This window comes from Streptomyces sp. iso_384, assembly GCF_056172905.1.
Map to the genome: position 1 here is coordinate 2,725,757 of NZ_JBWBTT010000001.1, position 14,377 is coordinate 2,740,133.

Annotated in this window: 14 protein-coding genes and 1 tRNA gene; 8 read left to right on the top strand and 7 right to left on the bottom strand. The window is 72.3% G+C overall.

The annotated features are described in order from the left end of the window. Window positions 1-12: 12 nt before the first annotated feature. Window positions 13-1,410: a GntP family permease gene (locus AC0VY3_RS12020; RefSeq protein WP_103511762.1), complete on the bottom strand. Its 1,398-nt coding sequence runs from the start codon at window positions 1,408-1,410 to the stop codon at window positions 13-15. Between the two features lie 11 nt (window positions 1,411-1,421). Continuing rightward, entirely contained in the window at window positions 1,422-1,931 is a 510-nt protein-coding gene (locus AC0VY3_RS12025; protein ID WP_103511776.1) for a gluconokinase, read from the bottom strand. A gap of 149 nt (window positions 1,932-2,080) precedes the next feature. On the opposite strand from AC0VY3_RS12025, the gene AC0VY3_RS12030 reads away from it, so the two are divergent. The 3 genes from AC0VY3_RS12030 to AC0VY3_RS12040 all read left to right on the top strand — a co-directional run bounded on the left by AC0VY3_RS12030 (window position 2,081) and on the right by AC0VY3_RS12040 (window position 4,567). Beyond that, entirely contained in the window at window positions 2,081-2,782 is a 702-nt protein-coding gene (locus AC0VY3_RS12030; protein ID WP_103511763.1) for a FadR/GntR family transcriptional regulator, read from the top strand. 70 nt (window positions 2,783-2,852) lie between these two features. Then, on the top strand, window positions 2,853-3,938 hold the full coding sequence (locus tag AC0VY3_RS12035) for an S-(hydroxymethyl)mycothiol dehydrogenase (protein WP_103511764.1): 1,086 nt from the start codon (window positions 2,853-2,855) through the stop codon (window positions 3,936-3,938). After that, a complete protein-coding gene (locus AC0VY3_RS12040; protein WP_242737238.1) occupies window positions 3,938-4,567 on the top strand; it encodes an MBL fold metallo-hydrolase in 630 nt (209 codons plus the stop codon). The genes AC0VY3_RS12035 and AC0VY3_RS12040 overlap by 1 nt, the downstream gene beginning before the upstream one ends. A gap of 12 nt (window positions 4,568-4,579) precedes the next feature. On the opposite strand, the gene AC0VY3_RS12045 is transcribed toward AC0VY3_RS12040, so the two are convergent. After that, on the bottom strand, window positions 4,580-5,518 hold the full coding sequence (locus tag AC0VY3_RS12045) for a pseudouridine synthase (RefSeq protein ID WP_475549584.1): 939 nt from the start codon (window positions 5,516-5,518) through the stop codon (window positions 4,580-4,582). Between the two features lie 62 nt (window positions 5,519-5,580). Continuing rightward, window positions 5,581-5,668: transfer RNA gene (locus AC0VY3_RS12050), tRNA-Leu, on the bottom strand. 182 nt (window positions 5,669-5,850) lie between these two features. On the opposite strand from AC0VY3_RS12050, the gene AC0VY3_RS12055 reads away from it, so the two are divergent. From AC0VY3_RS12055 to AC0VY3_RS12065, 3 genes are all read left to right on the top strand, one after another. Further along, entirely contained in the window at window positions 5,851-7,182 is a 1,332-nt protein-coding gene (locus AC0VY3_RS12055; protein WP_103511767.1) for a M20/M25/M40 family metallo-hydrolase, read from the top strand. Window positions 7,183-7,335: 153 nt separating this feature from the next. Beyond that, a complete protein-coding gene (chpH, locus tag AC0VY3_RS12060) occupies window positions 7,336-7,569 on the top strand; it encodes a chaplin ChpH (protein WP_006123411.1) in 234 nt (77 codons plus the stop codon). Between the two features lie 140 nt (window positions 7,570-7,709). Beyond that, a complete protein-coding gene (locus AC0VY3_RS12065) occupies window positions 7,710-8,534 on the top strand; it encodes a chaplin (RefSeq protein WP_475549585.1) in 825 nt (274 codons plus the stop codon). A 71-nt stretch (window positions 8,535-8,605) separates the two neighbouring features. Here AC0VY3_RS12065 and AC0VY3_RS12070 read toward each other — a convergent pair whose 3' ends face one another. Beyond that, window positions 8,606-8,794 carry a DUF5703 family protein gene (locus tag AC0VY3_RS12070; RefSeq protein ID WP_003970138.1) on the bottom strand — a complete coding sequence of 63 codons (189 nt, stop codon included), beginning with the start codon at window positions 8,792-8,794 and terminating at the stop codon, window positions 8,606-8,608. Between the two features lie 47 nt (window positions 8,795-8,841). Here AC0VY3_RS12070 and AC0VY3_RS12075 point away from each other — a divergent pair, with 47 nt between their 5' ends. Then, entirely contained in the window at window positions 8,842-9,507 is a 666-nt protein-coding gene (locus AC0VY3_RS12075) for a hypothetical protein (RefSeq protein WP_103511769.1), read from the top strand. A gap of 104 nt (window positions 9,508-9,611) precedes the next feature. On the opposite strand, the gene AC0VY3_RS12080 is transcribed toward AC0VY3_RS12075, so the two are convergent. Together AC0VY3_RS12080 and AC0VY3_RS12085 are read right to left on the bottom strand one after the other, a co-directional pair. After that, complete coding sequence (locus AC0VY3_RS12080) at window positions 9,612-12,017, bottom strand: helix-hairpin-helix domain-containing protein (protein ID WP_475549586.1); 2,406 nt, start codon at window positions 12,015-12,017, stop codon at window positions 9,612-9,614. Then, entirely contained in the window at window positions 12,014-12,997 is a 984-nt protein-coding gene (locus AC0VY3_RS12085) for an aldo/keto reductase (protein WP_475549587.1), read from the bottom strand. The genes AC0VY3_RS12080 and AC0VY3_RS12085 overlap by 4 nt, the downstream gene beginning before the upstream one ends. 138 nt (window positions 12,998-13,135) lie before the next feature. Here AC0VY3_RS12085 and AC0VY3_RS12090 point away from each other — a divergent pair, with 138 nt between their 5' ends. Further along, window positions 13,136-14,185 carry an LLM class F420-dependent oxidoreductase gene (locus AC0VY3_RS12090; protein ID WP_030631168.1) on the top strand — a complete coding sequence of 350 codons (1,050 nt, stop codon included), beginning with the start codon at window positions 13,136-13,138 and terminating at the stop codon, window positions 14,183-14,185. Window positions 14,186-14,377 lie beyond the last annotated feature (192 nt).

Consider the following 14,377-nt stretch of genomic DNA (forward strand, 5'->3'; position numbering starts at 1 on the left):
GTACGGAACCGGCTACAGCAACAGCGACAGCAGCAGGATGAAGGCCATGGCCACCACGGAGATGATCGTCTCCATCACGGACCAGGTCTTCACCGTCTGGCCGACGTTCATGCCGAAGTACTCCTTCACCAGCCAGAACCCGGCGTCGTTCACATGGCTGAAGAAGAGCGAACCGGCGCCGACGGCCAGCACCAGCAGGGCCGCGTGCGAGGTCGACATGTCGGCGGCCAGCGGGGCGACCAGACCGGCGGCCGAGATGGTGGCGACGGTGGCCGAGCCGGTGGCGAGGCGGATCGCGACGGCGATCAGCCAGCCCAGCAGCAGGGCCGGGATCGACCAGTTCTCGGAGAACTCCAGGATCATCTGGCCCACCCCGGCGTCGATCAGCGTCTGCTTGAAGCCACCGCCCGCGCCGACGATCAGCAGGATCCCGGCGATCGGGGCGAGGGACTTCTCCACGGTGCCGGCCAGCCGGTCCTTGGTGAACCCGGCGGCCCGGCCGAGCGTGAACATCCCGACCAGGACGGCCGCGAGCAGGGCGATCAGCGGCGAACCGATGACCGTGGTGACCTTCTGGAGGCCGTTCTCCGGGTTGTCGACGACGATCTCGACGAGCGCGTTGAGCAGCATCAGGACGACCGGCAGCAGGATGGTCGCCAGGGTCGCGCCGAAGCTCGGACGGCGTTCCAGGTCCTCGGAGGGACGCTGCGGAATCATGTTCTCCGGCGGCTTGATGTCCACCCAGCGCGCGGCGTAGCGGGAGAACACCGGACCGGCGATGATCACCGTCGGGATGGCGACCAGCACGCCGAGTGCCAGCGTCACACCGAGGTTGGCGTCCAGGGCGTCGATCGCGACCAGCGGGCCGGGGTGCGGCGGGATCAGCCCGTGCATCACGGAGAGACCGGCCAGCGCGGGGATGCCGATCCGCATCAGGGAGTAGTTGCCGCGCTTGGCGACGAGCAGCACGACCGGGATCATCAGCACGATCCCGACCTCGAAGAACAGCGGCAGCCCGATGATCGAGGCGATCAGGACCATCGCCCAGGGCATCACCCTGCCGCTGGCCTTCGCCAGGATGGTGTCGACGACCTGGTCGGCCCCGCCCGAGTCGGCGAGCAGCTTGCCGAGGATGGCGCCGAGCGCGATCAGGACGCCCACGCCCGCGACGGTGGAGCCGAGGCCGGTGGTGAAGCTGGCGATGGTGTCGGCCGGGGCGGCTCCGGCGAAGGAGCCGAGCGCCAGTGAACCGATGGTCAGCGCCAGGAACGCGTGCATCCTGAGCTTGGTGATGAGGAGAACGATGACGGCTATGCCCGCCAGGACGGCGATGCCCAACTGAGCGTTGCCTGCCGAGGTGATCGGTTCGGCGGCGTCCGCTGCCAGCATCTCGACGCTGAGACTGGTCACGGTGATGGTCCTTAGTCTTCGAGCCGGCGCAGCGCGGCGACGGCTCGCTGGGTGATTTCCTCGGGAGTGCCGGACACGTCGACGCTCACTCCGGCCTCGTCGGCCTGGAGCGGCTGCAGCGTCGCGAACTGGGAGTCGAGCAGCGCGGTGGGCATGAAGTGGCCCTTGCGGTCCGCCATCCGCTCCTCGATCAGCGACCGGTCACCGGTCAGATGCAGGAAGACGGCGTCCGGCGCCCCGTCCCGCAGCCGGTCCCGGTAGACCCGCTTGAGCGCGGAGCTGGAGACGACCCCGCCGAGCCCCGCCCGCCCGTGCGCCCACGTGCCGATGGCGTCCAGCCAGGGCCGGCGGTCGTCGTCGTCCAGGGGGGTGCCGGCCGACATCTTGGCGATGTTCGCCGCGGGATGGAAGTCGTCGCCCTCGGCGTACGGAACGCCGAGTTCGGCGGCGAGCAGGGGACCGATCGTGGTCTTGCCGGTTCCTGATACGCCCATCACCACGACGACGTGGGGGGTGCTCATGCGGGGTGCGGTGTTCATGGGGTGTCTCGCTGTCTTCTTCGACATCGGTCCGTCGCGCTACTGAAACCTATTAGGTACGACTTATTCAAGAGCCTGTGACGTAAACGTCGTACTTATTATTCCCGTGGCCCGCCCCGTAGGCTTGACCCATGACCACACAGAGCCAGGGGCTGCATACACATGTGCTGGACACCCTGGGTCTGGAGATCTCCTCCGGCCAGTGCCCGCCCGGCAGTGTGCTGCGCACCGACGAGCTCGCCCAGCGCTTCGACGTCTCCCGTACGGTCGTCCGCGAAGTGGTCCGGGTCCTGGAATCGATGCACCTGGTCGAATCCCGCCGCCGCGTCGGCGTGACCGTCCGCCCCACCGAGACCTGGAACGTCTACGACCCCCAGGTCATCCGCTGGCGCCTGGCAGGCGCCGACCGCCCGCGCCAGCTGCGCTCCCTCACCGTGCTGCGCTCCGCGATCGAACCGGTCGCCGCCGGACTCGCCGCCCGCCACGCCACCGCCGAGCAGTGCGCCGAGCTCACCGAACGCGCCCTCGGCATGGTCGCCACCTCGCGCGGCCAGCAGCTGGAGGGCTACCTCGAACACGACATCGCCTTCCACCGCATCGTCCTCGACGCCTCCGGAAACGAGATGTTCGCCCGGCTCGGGGACGTCGTCGCCGAGGTCCTGGCGGGCCGCACCCACCACCAGGTGATGTTCGAGGACCCCGACCCGGCCGCCGTCACCCTGCACGTCCGGCTCGCCGAGGCGGTCCGCGAGGGCGACCCGGAGGCCGCCGAGCGGATCACCAAGGAGATCGCTGTCGGCGCCCTGCACGAACTGGACGTGCTCGCTCCGTAGTACGTCCTCCAAGGCGTACGGTGGTCCGCGATCGATCTTCGCGCAGCGCGGGAGCAGGGAGAGCAGGGTTATGGCACAGCAGGTGCAAGCGGTCATCGCACCGGGCAAGAACGAGCCGGTCAGGGTCGAGACGATCGTGATCCCGGACCCCGGTCCCGGCGAGGCCGTCGTGAAGATCCAGGCGTGCGGCGTCTGCCACACCGACCTGCACTACAAGCAGGGCGGCATCAACGACGAGTTCCCCTTCCTCCTCGGCCACGAGGCCGCGGGCGTCGTGGAGTCGGTCGGCGAGGGCGTCACGGACGTCGCCCCCGGCGACTTCGTCATCCTCAACTGGCGTGCCGTGTGCGGCCAGTGTCGCGCGTGTCTGCGCGGCCGCCCCTGGTACTGCTTCGACACCCACAACGCCAAGCAGAGGATGACGCTGCTGGACGGCACGGAGCTGTCGCCCGCCCTCGGCATCGGCGCCTTCGCCGAGAAGACCCTCGTCGCCTCCGGCCAGTGCACCAAGGTCGACCCGGAGGTCGCCCCCGAGGTCGCCGGACTTCTCGGCTGCGGTGTCATGGCGGGCATCGGCGCGGCCATCAACACCGGTCAGGTGGGCCGCGGCGACTCGGTCGCCGTCATCGGCTGCGGCGGCGTCGGCGACGCGGCCATCGCCGGAGCCCGGCTGGCCGGAGCGGCGAAGATCATCGCGGTCGACATCGACGACCGCAAGCTGGAGACGGCGAAGAAGATGGGCGCCACCCACACCGTCAACTCCCGCTCCAGCGACGCCGTCGAGGCCATCCGCGCCCTCACCGACGGCAACGGCGCCGACGTCGTCATCGAGGCCGTCGGCCGCCCGGAGACCTACGAACAGGCCTTCTACGCCCGCGACCTGGCCGGCACGGTCGTCCTCGTCGGCGTCCCCACCCCGGACATGAAGCTGGAACTGCCGCTCCTGGACGTCTTCGGCCGCGGCGGCTCGCTCAAGTCCTCCTGGTACGGCGACTGCCTGCCCTCCCGCGACTTCCCGATGCTCGTCGACCTCCACCAGCAGGGCCGCCTCGACCTCGCCGCCTTCGTCACCGAGACCATCGGACTCGGCGACATCGAGCAGGCCTTCGCCCGGATGCACGACGGCGACGTCCTGCGCTCGGTGGTGGTCTTCTGATGGCCGCCCGCATCGACCACCTGGTCACCTCCGGCACCTTCGCCCTCGACGGCGGCGAGTGGGACGTCGACAACAACGTCTGGATCGTCGGCGACGACACCGAGGCGATCGTCGTCGACGCCGCCCACGACGCCGCCGCCATCGAGGCCGCACTCGGCGGCCGGACGCTGCGCGCCATCGTCTGCACCCACGCGCACAACGACCACATCGACGCCGCCCCCGCCCTCGCCCGGGCCACCGGCGCCCCGATCCTGCTCCACCCGGACGACCTGCCGCTCTGGCAGCAGACCCACCCGGACCGCGCCCCCGACGGCACCCTCACCGACGGCCAGGAGCTGACGGTGGCGGGCACCACCCTCACGGTCCTGCACACCCCGGGCCACGCCCCCGGCGCGGTCTGCCTGTACGCCCCCGGGCTCTCCACGGTCTTCACCGGCGACACGCTCTTCCAGGGCGGCCCCGGCGCCACCGGCCGCTCCTTCTCGTCGTTCCCCACGATCATCGACTCGATCCGCGACCGGCTGCTGACGCTCCCGGGCGACACGACGGTCCGTACCGGCCACGGCGACCCGACCACCATCGGCGCGGAGGCCCCGCAGCTCGACGACTGGATCAAGCGCGGCCACTGAGCGCCGCCCGCCTCACCCCTCCGGCCAGGCGGAGAGCCGCAGCCCGCTCTCGAAGCGGCGCGGCTCCCCGCCGACCGGATCGGTGAACTCCAGCACCCGCGCCAGCAGCTGCAACGGCCGCGAGAAATCGTCGGCGGCCCCCTCCGCCACCACCACCGGATACAGCGGATCGTGGACGATCGGCAGCCCCAGCGCGTTCATATGGACCCGCAGCTGATGCGTCCGCCCGGTGGCGGGCACCAGCCGGTAGCGCCCCAGCGGCCCCAGGTGCTCCACCAGCTCCATTCGGCTCTCACTGTTCGCCTCGCCCGCCTCCTCCCGGGCGGCGAGCACCCCGCGCTCCTTGACGATCCGGCTCCGTACGGTCCGCGGAAGGGCCAGCTCCGGATCGTACGGAGCCACCGCCTCGTACTCCTTCCGCACCAGCCGGTCCCGGAACAGCGTCTGGTACGCGCCCCGGTCCCCGGGCCGCACCACGAACAGCACCAGACCCGCCGTCAGCCGGTCCAGCCGGTGCGCCGGCTGCAGCCCGGGCAGCTTCAGCTCCCGCCGCAGCCGGGCCACCGCGGTCTCGGTGATGTGCCGCCCCCGGGGCGTGGTCGCCAGGAAGTGCGGCTTGTCCGCGACCACGATCCGCTCGTCCCGGTACACGACCCCGACCGGGAACGGCACCGGCTCCTCCGGTGCGAAATCCCTGTGGAACCAGAGACACCGCCCGGCGGCGTACGGCTCCGCGCCCCGCACCGCGGCCCCGTCGGCCCCCACGAACCGCCCGGCCGCCAGCATCCCGGCCACCCGGTCCACCCCGATCGCCCCGCCGAACCGGTCGGCCAGATGCGCCCCGACGGACGTCCACCGGCCCTCCGGATCCTCCGGCAACCGCACCCGCACCGCGTCGATCCCGTCCCGCTGGGGGAGCGGAGCGGCGGGCGGCTTCCTGCGGCCCCGCATCGTCGCCCCTTTCCGTGGTCGGCCGGTGACGCAAAAGAGCCCCACCGAAGTGGGGCTCCTGCTGGTGTCCGAGGGGGGACTTGAACCCCCACGCCCGATAAAGGGCACTAGCACCTCAAGCTAGCGCGTCTGCCATTCCGCCACCCGGACAAGGTGTCTGTCTTCGCGGGCCGTGCCCGTTCCGACGTGGAAAACCATAGCAAACATTCAGGGGTGCTCGATCACGCCCCGATGGCTGTGAACGGTGCGTGACGGGGTGCGCGGCCTTGGGCGTACGCCGTGGGCGCGGGAGGATGAGAAGGAGCACCACAGCGACAGTGGAAGGAACCAGCGTGAGCGAGAGCAGCACGGGCAAGGCCGTCACCGGCAACGCCGAGCAGGAGGTCGTCGACCTCTGTCGTGACCTGATCCGGATCGACACCAGCAACTACGGCGACCACTCGGGCCCCGGCGAGCGGCTCGCGGCCGAGTACGTCGCGGAGAAGCTCGCGGAGGTCGGCCTGGAGCCGCAGATCTTCGAGTCGCACAAGGGGCGGGCCTCCACCGTCGCCCGGATCGAGGGCGAGGACCCCTCCCGCCCGGCGCTCCTCATCCACGGGCACACCGACGTCGTGCCGGCCAACGCGGCGGACTGGACGCACGACCCGTTCTCCGGCGAGATCGCGGACGGCTGCGTCTGGGGCCGGGGCGCGGTCGACATGAAGGACATGGACGCGATGACCCTCGCGGTCGTCCGGGAGCGGATGCGCACCGGCCGCAAGCCCCCGCGCGACATCGTGCTCGCCTTCCTCGCGGACGAGGAGGCGGGCGGCACCTACGGGGCCCGCTATCTCGTGGACAACCACCCGGGTCTCTTCGAGGGCGTCACCGAGGCGATCAGCGAGGTCGGCGGCTTCTCCTTCACCGTCAACGAGAACCTGCGGCTGTATCTGGTGGAGACGGCCCAGAAGGGCATGCACTGGATGAAACTGACCGTGGACGGCACCGCCGGACACGGCTCGATGATCCACAAGGACAACGCCATCACCGAGCTGTCCGAGGCGGTCGGGCGGCTGGGCCGGCACAAGTTCCCGGTGCGGGTCACCAAGACGCTGCGGCACTTCCTGGACGAGCTCTCGGACGCGCTCGGCACCGAGCTGGACCCGGAGAACATGGACGAGACGCTCGCCAGGCTCGGCGGCATCGCCAAGCTCATCGGCGCCTCCCTCCAGAACACCGCCAACCCCACCCAGCTCGGCGCCGGCTACAAGGTCAACGTCATCCCGGGCCAGGCGACCGCCCACGTCGACGGCCGGTATCTGCCGGGGTACGAGGAGGAGTTCCTCGCCGACCTCGACCGGATCCTCGGCCCCAACGTGCGCCGCGAGGACGTGCACGCGGACAAGGCCCTGGAGACCACGTTCGACGGCGCCCTGGTCGACGCGATGCAGACCGCGCTGGTCGCCGAGGACCCGATCGCCCGTGCCGTGCCGTACATGCTCTCGGCCGGCACCGACGCCAAGTCCTTCGACGACCTAGGCATCCGGGGCTTCGGCTTCGCCCCGCTGAAGCTGCCGCCGGAGCTGGACTTCGCCGGGATGTTCCACGGCGTCGACGAGCGGGTGCCGGTCGACGGTCTGCAGTTCGGCGTGCGGGTGCTCGACCGGTTCATCGACCACTCCTGACCGCCGCCTGACCGGTTCGCCGCCGATTCGGCCACCTGTGCGGACATGTCCGAACGAGTGAAACGAGCCGTTCACACGTAGCCCCGCGAATTCCTCCTCGTTACAAGGTTTGCGGTCCGCGGCTGGGACCGCATTTTCCAACTAGGAGGAATCATGATCAAGAAGGTCGTCGCAGTTGCGGCTGCCACCGGTGGCCTCGTTCTCGCGGGTGCGGGCATGGCTTCCGCCGACGCGGGCGCCCAGGGTGCGGCCATCGGCAGCCCCGGCGTGCTCTCCGGCAACGTCGTCCAGGTTCCGGTCCACGTGCCGGTCAACGTGTGCGGCAACACGGTCTCCGTGATCGGTCTGCTGAACCCCGCCTTCGGCAACACCTGCGTCAACGCCTGATCGTTGAACGTCAGCCCGTAAGGGTTTGAGCTCGACCGGTCCCGGAGTGCACTCCATGCACTCCGGGACCGTTCGGCATTCGGCTCCCGCACGGTCATGTCCGGGGGTATTTCGGAAGCCAGAAGGCAGGAAACGAACCTATGCGACAGGTCACTCGTAAAGGCCTGATCACCATGGCGGCTGCGGGCGGAGTGCTCGCGCTGAGCGGCGGGTACGCCCACGCCGACTCCGGGGCGGCGAGCACCGCCTCCGGCTCGCCGGGCGTGCTGTCCGGCAACTCGATCCAGGCGCCGATCGACATCCCGGTCAACGTCTGCGGCAACTCCGTCAGCGTCGGCGGGCTGCTCAACCCCACCAGCGGGAACGACTGCGGAAACGGATCAGCAGGATCCGACCGTTCGGCCGACCGCTCCGGGGACCACTCGGCCGCTCCGGAGACCCGCTCGGGCCCCGGCGGCTCCGGCAACAGCGCGCAGGCGGGCGACACCGCCGCCTCGGACCAGGCCTCCGGCGCCTCGGACCGGACCTCCGAGCCCGGCACCGGCCGGCACAGGGCCCCGGGCGGCGGCGCCACGGCGGAAGGGGTCGCCAAGGGCTCGCCCGGCATCCTCTCCGGCAACTCGATCCAGGCGCCGATCGACATCCCCGTGAACCTCTGCGGGAACAGCGTCACCATCGGCGGGCTGCTGAACCCCGCCTTCGGCAACAGCTGCTCCAACGACGCCGAGGTTCCGCCCCCGCCGCCCGAGGAGCCCGAGGTTCCCCCGGTCACGCCGGAGACGCCGGTCACCCCGCCGGTCGACCAGCCGCCCGAGCCGAATGCTCCCGAGACCCGCAACATTCCGCAGGAGCAGCTCGCGCAGACCGGTGGGGGCGGGCTCGAACTGCTCATCCCGGCCAGTGCGGGACTGCTGCTCGCCGGCGCGGGATCGGTTCTCTACCGACGCTCGCGCAGCGCCGCCTGATCCGGGCGCGCTCAGCACGGCACACCCCACGAAGGAGGAGCGGGCCCCGCGACTGCGGGGCCCGCTCCATGTCACCAGGTGGCCCGTAGCTGACGGATGATCCGCCTGCGCAGCCGCACCCTGCGGCTGCCGTCCCTGCGGAGCGTCAGGCGGTCCAGTTCCCAGTGTCCGTACTCGGCGTGGTCGGTCAGGAGTCGGGCCGCTTCCTTGCGGGAAACCCCGCGCGGCACATACACGTCGACGAATTCGTATTCCGGCATCGCATCTATTGTGCGGGCAGAGCCCTGGTACGGATAGCGTCTGCACTATGTCTGATGCTGCGCAGCCCACCGCTGCCGAGGTACGTGCCGCCGCCGAAGCGGTCAAAACCGCGATCGACCGTCACCTCGACGCGGTCGAACGCCGTACCGGGGACGACGACCCCGCCGTCTACGACGCGTTCAACGCCCTTGCCGCTGCCGCCGAGGTCTACGACGAACTCCTCTACGACCGCTACGACGAAGTCACCCCCTTCGAGATCCCCGGTGCGGACGACTCCCTGCCCCCCTACGCCGGTCCCGCGGAGCCCAGCGCGCTCAGCGTCCTGATCCGGCGCGACTACGTGGTCGCGGAACCCCCGCGGCTGCTCGCACAGGCTCAGCGCCTCGCCGACCTCGACGCGGGTCCGGGCGACGGGCCGGACGCGGCCCCGGTCGTCGGCACCAGCGTCCACGCCGCGCTCGGTGTGCTCTTCGGTGAGTACGAACCGGACGAGATCGCCTCCCGCCACAAGGAGTTCGGACTGGAGGAGGGCGACTCCACCCTGTGGGTCTCGGCCGGTGAAGCGCCGCCGGAGCCGGGGGAGTGGCTCGGCGCCCCGTTCGAGGACGCCGACCCCGAACTGGTGGTCTGCCGCTTCGACGTCAGCGCGGTCTTCGACGAGGAGGACGAGACGGACGAGGACTTCGCCGGACCCGCGGTGGGCGGCCGCTGACCCACGCTCCCTCGACTTCGACACCCGACTTCGCTCCCGCACCGGACGTGACGGTGGGGCCCCGGTGCACCGCGCACCGGGGCCCCACCGCTGTCCTCGGCCGGTTACGAGGCCGCGTCGGGCGTCGGAAGCGCCTCCAGCAGCGGGCGCAGCCGGGTCGTCCGCTCCTGGGCCGGAATCTGCGCCACCGCGTGCGGAAGCGCCTGGTCCACCCCGTGCACCACGGACAGATGCCGCTCGCCCCGGCCGAACGCGGTGTACACCCACGGCCTGCTCAGCCCCTGCGCGGCATCGCCCGGCAGCACCACCACCGCGGCGGGCCAGCGCATCCCGGCCGCCTGATGGGCGCTGAGGGCCCAGCCGTGCCGCACCGACGACTCCACCCGCTCCTGCGGTACGACGACGGGGACGCCCCCGCAGTCCAGCCGCAGCCCCTCGGCGTCGGCCGAGCGCACCACCCCGGGCACCGCACGGCCGGGCGCGGGCACATGGACCACCCGGTCGCCCGGGTCGAAGCCGCCGAACCGGCCCGGGCCCGGGTTGAGCCGCTGCTTCAGCGCCTCGTTCAGCGCCCTGGTCCCGGCGGCCCCGCCATGGCCCACGGTGATCACCTGGGTCTCCTCGGCGGGGATGGAGAACGCCCGGGGCACCGAGTCGGCGACCAGCTGCACGGTGCGGTGGACCGCCTCGCCCGCGTCGCGGACCGGGACGATCACCACCTCCTTGCCCGGGGCGTCCACCTGATGCAGCTCGCCGATGCCGATGCCGGAGACCAGCTCGCCGATCGGACCCGGGTCCGGGGTGCGGGAGACGACCTGCGGACAGGCGTGCGCGGCCAGCACATCGGCGAACACCCGCCCGGCCCCCGCCGAGCCCAGCACGCCCGGGTCGCCGCTCAGCACCAGCCGGGTGCCGTCGGCCAGCGCCTCGACCAGCACCGCCGCGTTCTCCACATCCAGCTGCGGGGCGTCCAGCACGACCAGCAGGTCCAGGGCGAGCGCCCCGTCCTCGTCCCGGCCGGGGCCCTGCGCGCCGGACAGCAGACCGGCAAGGGTGACCGCCGTGTCCGGATCGCCGACGGCCGCCGCGAGCCTCCGGCGGCCGTCCTCGCTGTGGGTCGCGCCCAGGGCCCGCAGGCCCAGGCCGCGCGCCGCCGCGATCAGCGCGGCCGGCTCGGCCCGCGCTGCCTCGCCGCCGCTGTGCGCGACCAGCCCGGCGGAGGCGGTCGTACGGATGAGCGCGGCGGCCGACGGGCTCGGGGCGGCGGCGGCCGCCGCCGCCCAGTCGACGGCCTTCTCACAGGCGTTGACCAGCCGGGCCAGGCCGTCGGCGAGACTCTCCTCGGCCAGGGCGTAGCGGTCCAGGCCCAGCAGGACCTGGGCCTGCTCCCGGTCCGCGTCGGCGTCCTCGGCGAGGCCCGCCCCGTCCGCCGCGCCTTCTTCGTCCCCTTCGCCGTCCGGCGCCGTCCCGTCGCCTTCCTGGAAGACCAGGGCGACACCTTCCTCGACCGCGTTCCGCACCGCCGCGTCCGGATCGCCGACCGCGCGCTCGGCGAGCGCCGCCCGTACGGCCCCGGCGTCCAGCGCCGTATGGCCCTGGAGGGCGGCGCGCTCCAGCAGCCAGCCGACCAGGGCCGCCGTCCTGCGCCCGTCGTCCGGACCGCAGCCGGCGCCCAGCAGGGCCCGGGCGAAGCCGTCGGCCTGCTCCGGCCGCACCCCGGGCACCGCCAGCAGCTGCCAGGGGTCGGTGCGCAGCAGCTCGGCCGCCCGCTCGCCCAGCACACCGACGGCCGGGCGGGCCAGCGTCTCGGGCGCCCCGCCCTCCAGGAGCACCGCGCGCACCGCGTCCAGGGCCTCCGGCGAGGCGGCCTGCGGGGCGGGGGCGGCGGCGGGCACGGGAGCCCGGGACGGCTGTGCGGCGGCCGGGGCGGGGCGCCGGGCGGCCGGGGCCGGGGCGGGTGAGCCGAAGAACGCGGTGCCCGACTTCTCACCGCTCTCCACTGCCCGGACGGCCGCGAGCAGCTCGGCGGCCGTACCGCTGAGGCCGGTGCCGGCGGCGAGGGGCGCGGTCTTCTCCGCCTTGCGCTTCTCGATCCGCTCCCGCAGCTCGCGCTGGGCTGCCAGCTCGGCCTGTGCCTCCGAGAGCTCGGGGACGACGGCCGGGGCCTCGGCGGCGCCGTCGGTGGTCACGGCATCGGCGTCCGGGCTCCCGGCGGACACCGCGGCGGGCGCGTTTTCGGCGTCGGCGGGTCCGTCCTCGGTGTCGGCCTGGCCGGCCTGCGCGTCGGACACCTCGGCCGGGCGGCCCTCCGCCGCGGCCACGTCGGTGCCGGACACGTCGGCCGCGGGCTCCCCGGCGCCGGCCGCGTCGCCCGGCGGCTCGGCGGCTCCAGGCGCTTCGGGCGCGTCGGCGTGCGCGGAACCCTCGGCACCGGTGTCCGGCGGGGACACGGTGTCCTGTGGTGTGTCCGTGCCGACGGTGCCGGGGGTCTCCCCGGGAAGCGCAGTCACAGCGTGCTCCAGTCCTGATCGGGATAGCGGTGCACGGGCGCCGACACATCGTCGAGCGCCTGGCAGATCTCGTAGGGAAGACTAAGCGCCTCCACCGACAATGCCTCCGCGAGCTGACCGGCGTTGCGCGCGCCGACGATCGGCGCCGCCACTCCGGGCCGGTCCCGCACCCAGGCGAGCGCCACATGGAGCGGGCTCGTCGCCAGACCGTCCGCCGCCGTCGACACCGCGTCGGTGATCCGGGCCGCCGCGTCGTCGAGATACGGCTCGACGAACGGGGCGAGCCGCTCGGACGCGCCCCGGGAGTCGGACGGAGTGCCCTGGCGGTACTTGCCGGTGAGCACACCGCGCCCCAGCGGCGAGGACGGCAGCAGCCCGATCCCGAGGTCCAGCGCGGCGGGCAGCACCTCGCGCTCGATGCCCCGCTGGAGCAGCGAGTACTCCATCTGCGTACTGGCCAGCCGGGTGCGCCCCCCGGGCGCGGCGAGCTGCCAGGTGGCCGCCTTCGCCAGCTGCCAGCCGCAGAAGTTCGACACGCCCGCGTAGCGGACCCGGCCCGAGGACACGGCCAGGTCCACCGCCTGGAGCGTCTCCTCCAGCGGGGTCGCCGGATCGAAGGCGTGGACCTGCCACAGATCCACGTAATCCGTGCCGAGCCGCTCCAGGGAGGCGTCCAGGGCGGCCAGGAGGTGCCCGCGCGAGCCGTTGACGCGGCGGTAGGGGTCCGGGACGTTGCCCGCCTTCGTGGCGATGACCAGATCCTGACGCGGGACCAGGCTGCCGACGAGCCGCCCGAGCAGATATTCGGCCTCGCCGCCGCCGTACACATCGGCGGTGTCCACCAGGGTGCCGCCCGCGTCCCAGAACGCCTTGAGCTGGTCGGCGGCGTCGTGCTCGTCCGTGTCCCGGCCCCAGGTGAGGGTGCCGAGCCCGATCCGGGACACGCGAAGGCCGGTACGGCCGAGATGCCTCTGCTCCATGGGCGCTGAGATTACTGGCCAAGGCCCCACCGGGTGCAGGCCTGTGGACAACCGGAGGTCCGCCGGGCCTGCCGGATCGCCGCCGCCCGCGCTAGAGTCCGGAGAAAGGGACGTTACTGATCAGTAAAGGGAGCGGCTATGCGGCTCGGCATCAATCTCGGTTACTGGGGCGCCGGCATGGACGGCGACAACCTCGCCGTCGCGCAGGAGGCCGACCGGCTCGGCTACGACGTCTGCTGGGCGGCCGAGGCGTACGGCTCCGACGCCCCGACCGTGCTGACCTGGGTCGCGGCCCAGACCGAGTCGATCGACGTCGGCTCCGCGATCATGCAGATCCCGGCCCGGCAGCCCACCATGACGGCGATGACCGCCGCCACCCTCGACTCGCTCTCCGGCGGCCGCTTCCGCCTCGGCCTCGGCGTCTCGGGCCCGCAGGTCTCCGAGGGCTGGTACGGCGTGAAGTTCGACAAGCCGCTGGCCCGCACCCGCGAGTACGTCGAGATCGTCCGCAAGGCGATGACCCGCGAGCGCGTGTCGTACGAGGGCGCCCACTGGACGCTGCCGCTCCCCGGCGGCCCGGGCAAGCCGATCAAGCTCACCGTGCACCCCCAGCGCGAGCACATCCCGCTCTACATCGCCGCGATCGGCCCCAAGAACCTGGAGCAGACCGGCGAGATCGCCGACGGCGCCCTGCTGATCTTCCCCTCCGCCGAGCACCTGGAGGAGACCGCGATCCAGCCGCTGCGCGCGGGCCGCGAGAAGGCCGGCAAGACCATGGAGGGCTTCGACGTCAGCCCTACGCTGCCGCTCGCCGTCGGCGACGACGTGAACGGCCTGGCCGACATGTTCCGTCCGTACACAGCCCTGTACGTCGGCGGCATGGGCAGCCGGAAGCAGAACTTCTACAACCAGCTCGCCCAGCGCATGGGGTACGAGAAGGAGGCCGCCGAGATCCAGGACAAGTACCTCGGCGGGGACAAGGCGGGGGCCGCCGCCGCCGTGCCGCACCAGCTGATCGACCAGACCGCGCTGCTCGGCCCCGTCGAGCGGATCGCCGAGCGGATGCAGGCGTACGCCGCCGCCGGGGTCACCACGCTCAACCTCGCCCCGGCCGGCTTCACCCTGGAGGAGCGGCTCACCGCACTCCGCGCCGGCACGGACGCCCTGGAGCGTTCCGGCCTCGCCTGAGGGATGAGGGACCGAGAGGACAGCACTACGGCCGTGGTGGGGGCTCGGGGGTCTTCCCCGCCACGGCCGTCACCCGGAACAACGCGCCGCACGCCCAAGGGTTACGCGGCCCGGCGGGCGGGGTCCGCGACGGACGCGGTGTTCTGTCGGTGACCGTTCGGGTTGCCGTCTGTCGTGCTGCGCATTTGACTC

Bases quoted from the DNA above. Each gene is read 5' to 3' on its own strand.
- chpH (WP_006123411.1), top strand. From the start codon at position 7,336: ATGATCAAGAAGGTCGTCGCAGTTGCGGCTGCCACCGGTGGCCTCGTT.
- AC0VY3_RS12075 (WP_103511769.1), top strand. From the start codon at position 8,842: ATGTCTGATGCTGCGCAGCCCACCGCTGCCGAGGTACGTGCCGCCGCC.
- AC0VY3_RS12070 (WP_003970138.1), bottom strand. From the start codon at position 8,794: ATGCCGGAATACGAATTCGTCGACGTGTATGTGCCGCGCGGGGTTTCC.
- AC0VY3_RS12035 (WP_103511764.1), top strand. From the start codon at position 2,853: ATGGCACAGCAGGTGCAAGCGGTCATCGCACCGGGCAAGAACGAGCCG.
- AC0VY3_RS12045 (WP_475549584.1), bottom strand. From the start codon at position 5,518: ATGCGGGGCCGCAGGAAGCCGCCCGCCGCTCCGCTCCCCCAGCGGGAC.
- AC0VY3_RS12040 (WP_242737238.1), top strand. From the start codon at position 3,938: ATGGCCGCCCGCATCGACCACCTGGTCACCTCCGGCACCTTCGCCCTC.
- AC0VY3_RS12025 (WP_103511776.1), bottom strand. From the start codon at position 1,931: ATGAGCACCCCCCACGTCGTCGTGGTGATGGGCGTATCAGGAACCGGC.
- AC0VY3_RS12030 (WP_103511763.1), top strand. From the start codon at position 2,081: ATGACCACACAGAGCCAGGGGCTGCATACACATGTGCTGGACACCCTG.
- AC0VY3_RS12090 (WP_030631168.1), top strand. From the start codon at position 13,136: ATGCGGCTCGGCATCAATCTCGGTTACTGGGGCGCCGGCATGGACGGC.
- AC0VY3_RS12065 (WP_475549585.1), top strand. From the start codon at position 7,710: ATGCGACAGGTCACTCGTAAAGGCCTGATCACCATGGCGGCTGCGGGC.
- AC0VY3_RS12085 (WP_475549587.1), bottom strand. From the start codon at position 12,997: ATGGAGCAGAGGCATCTCGGCCGTACCGGCCTTCGCGTGTCCCGGATC.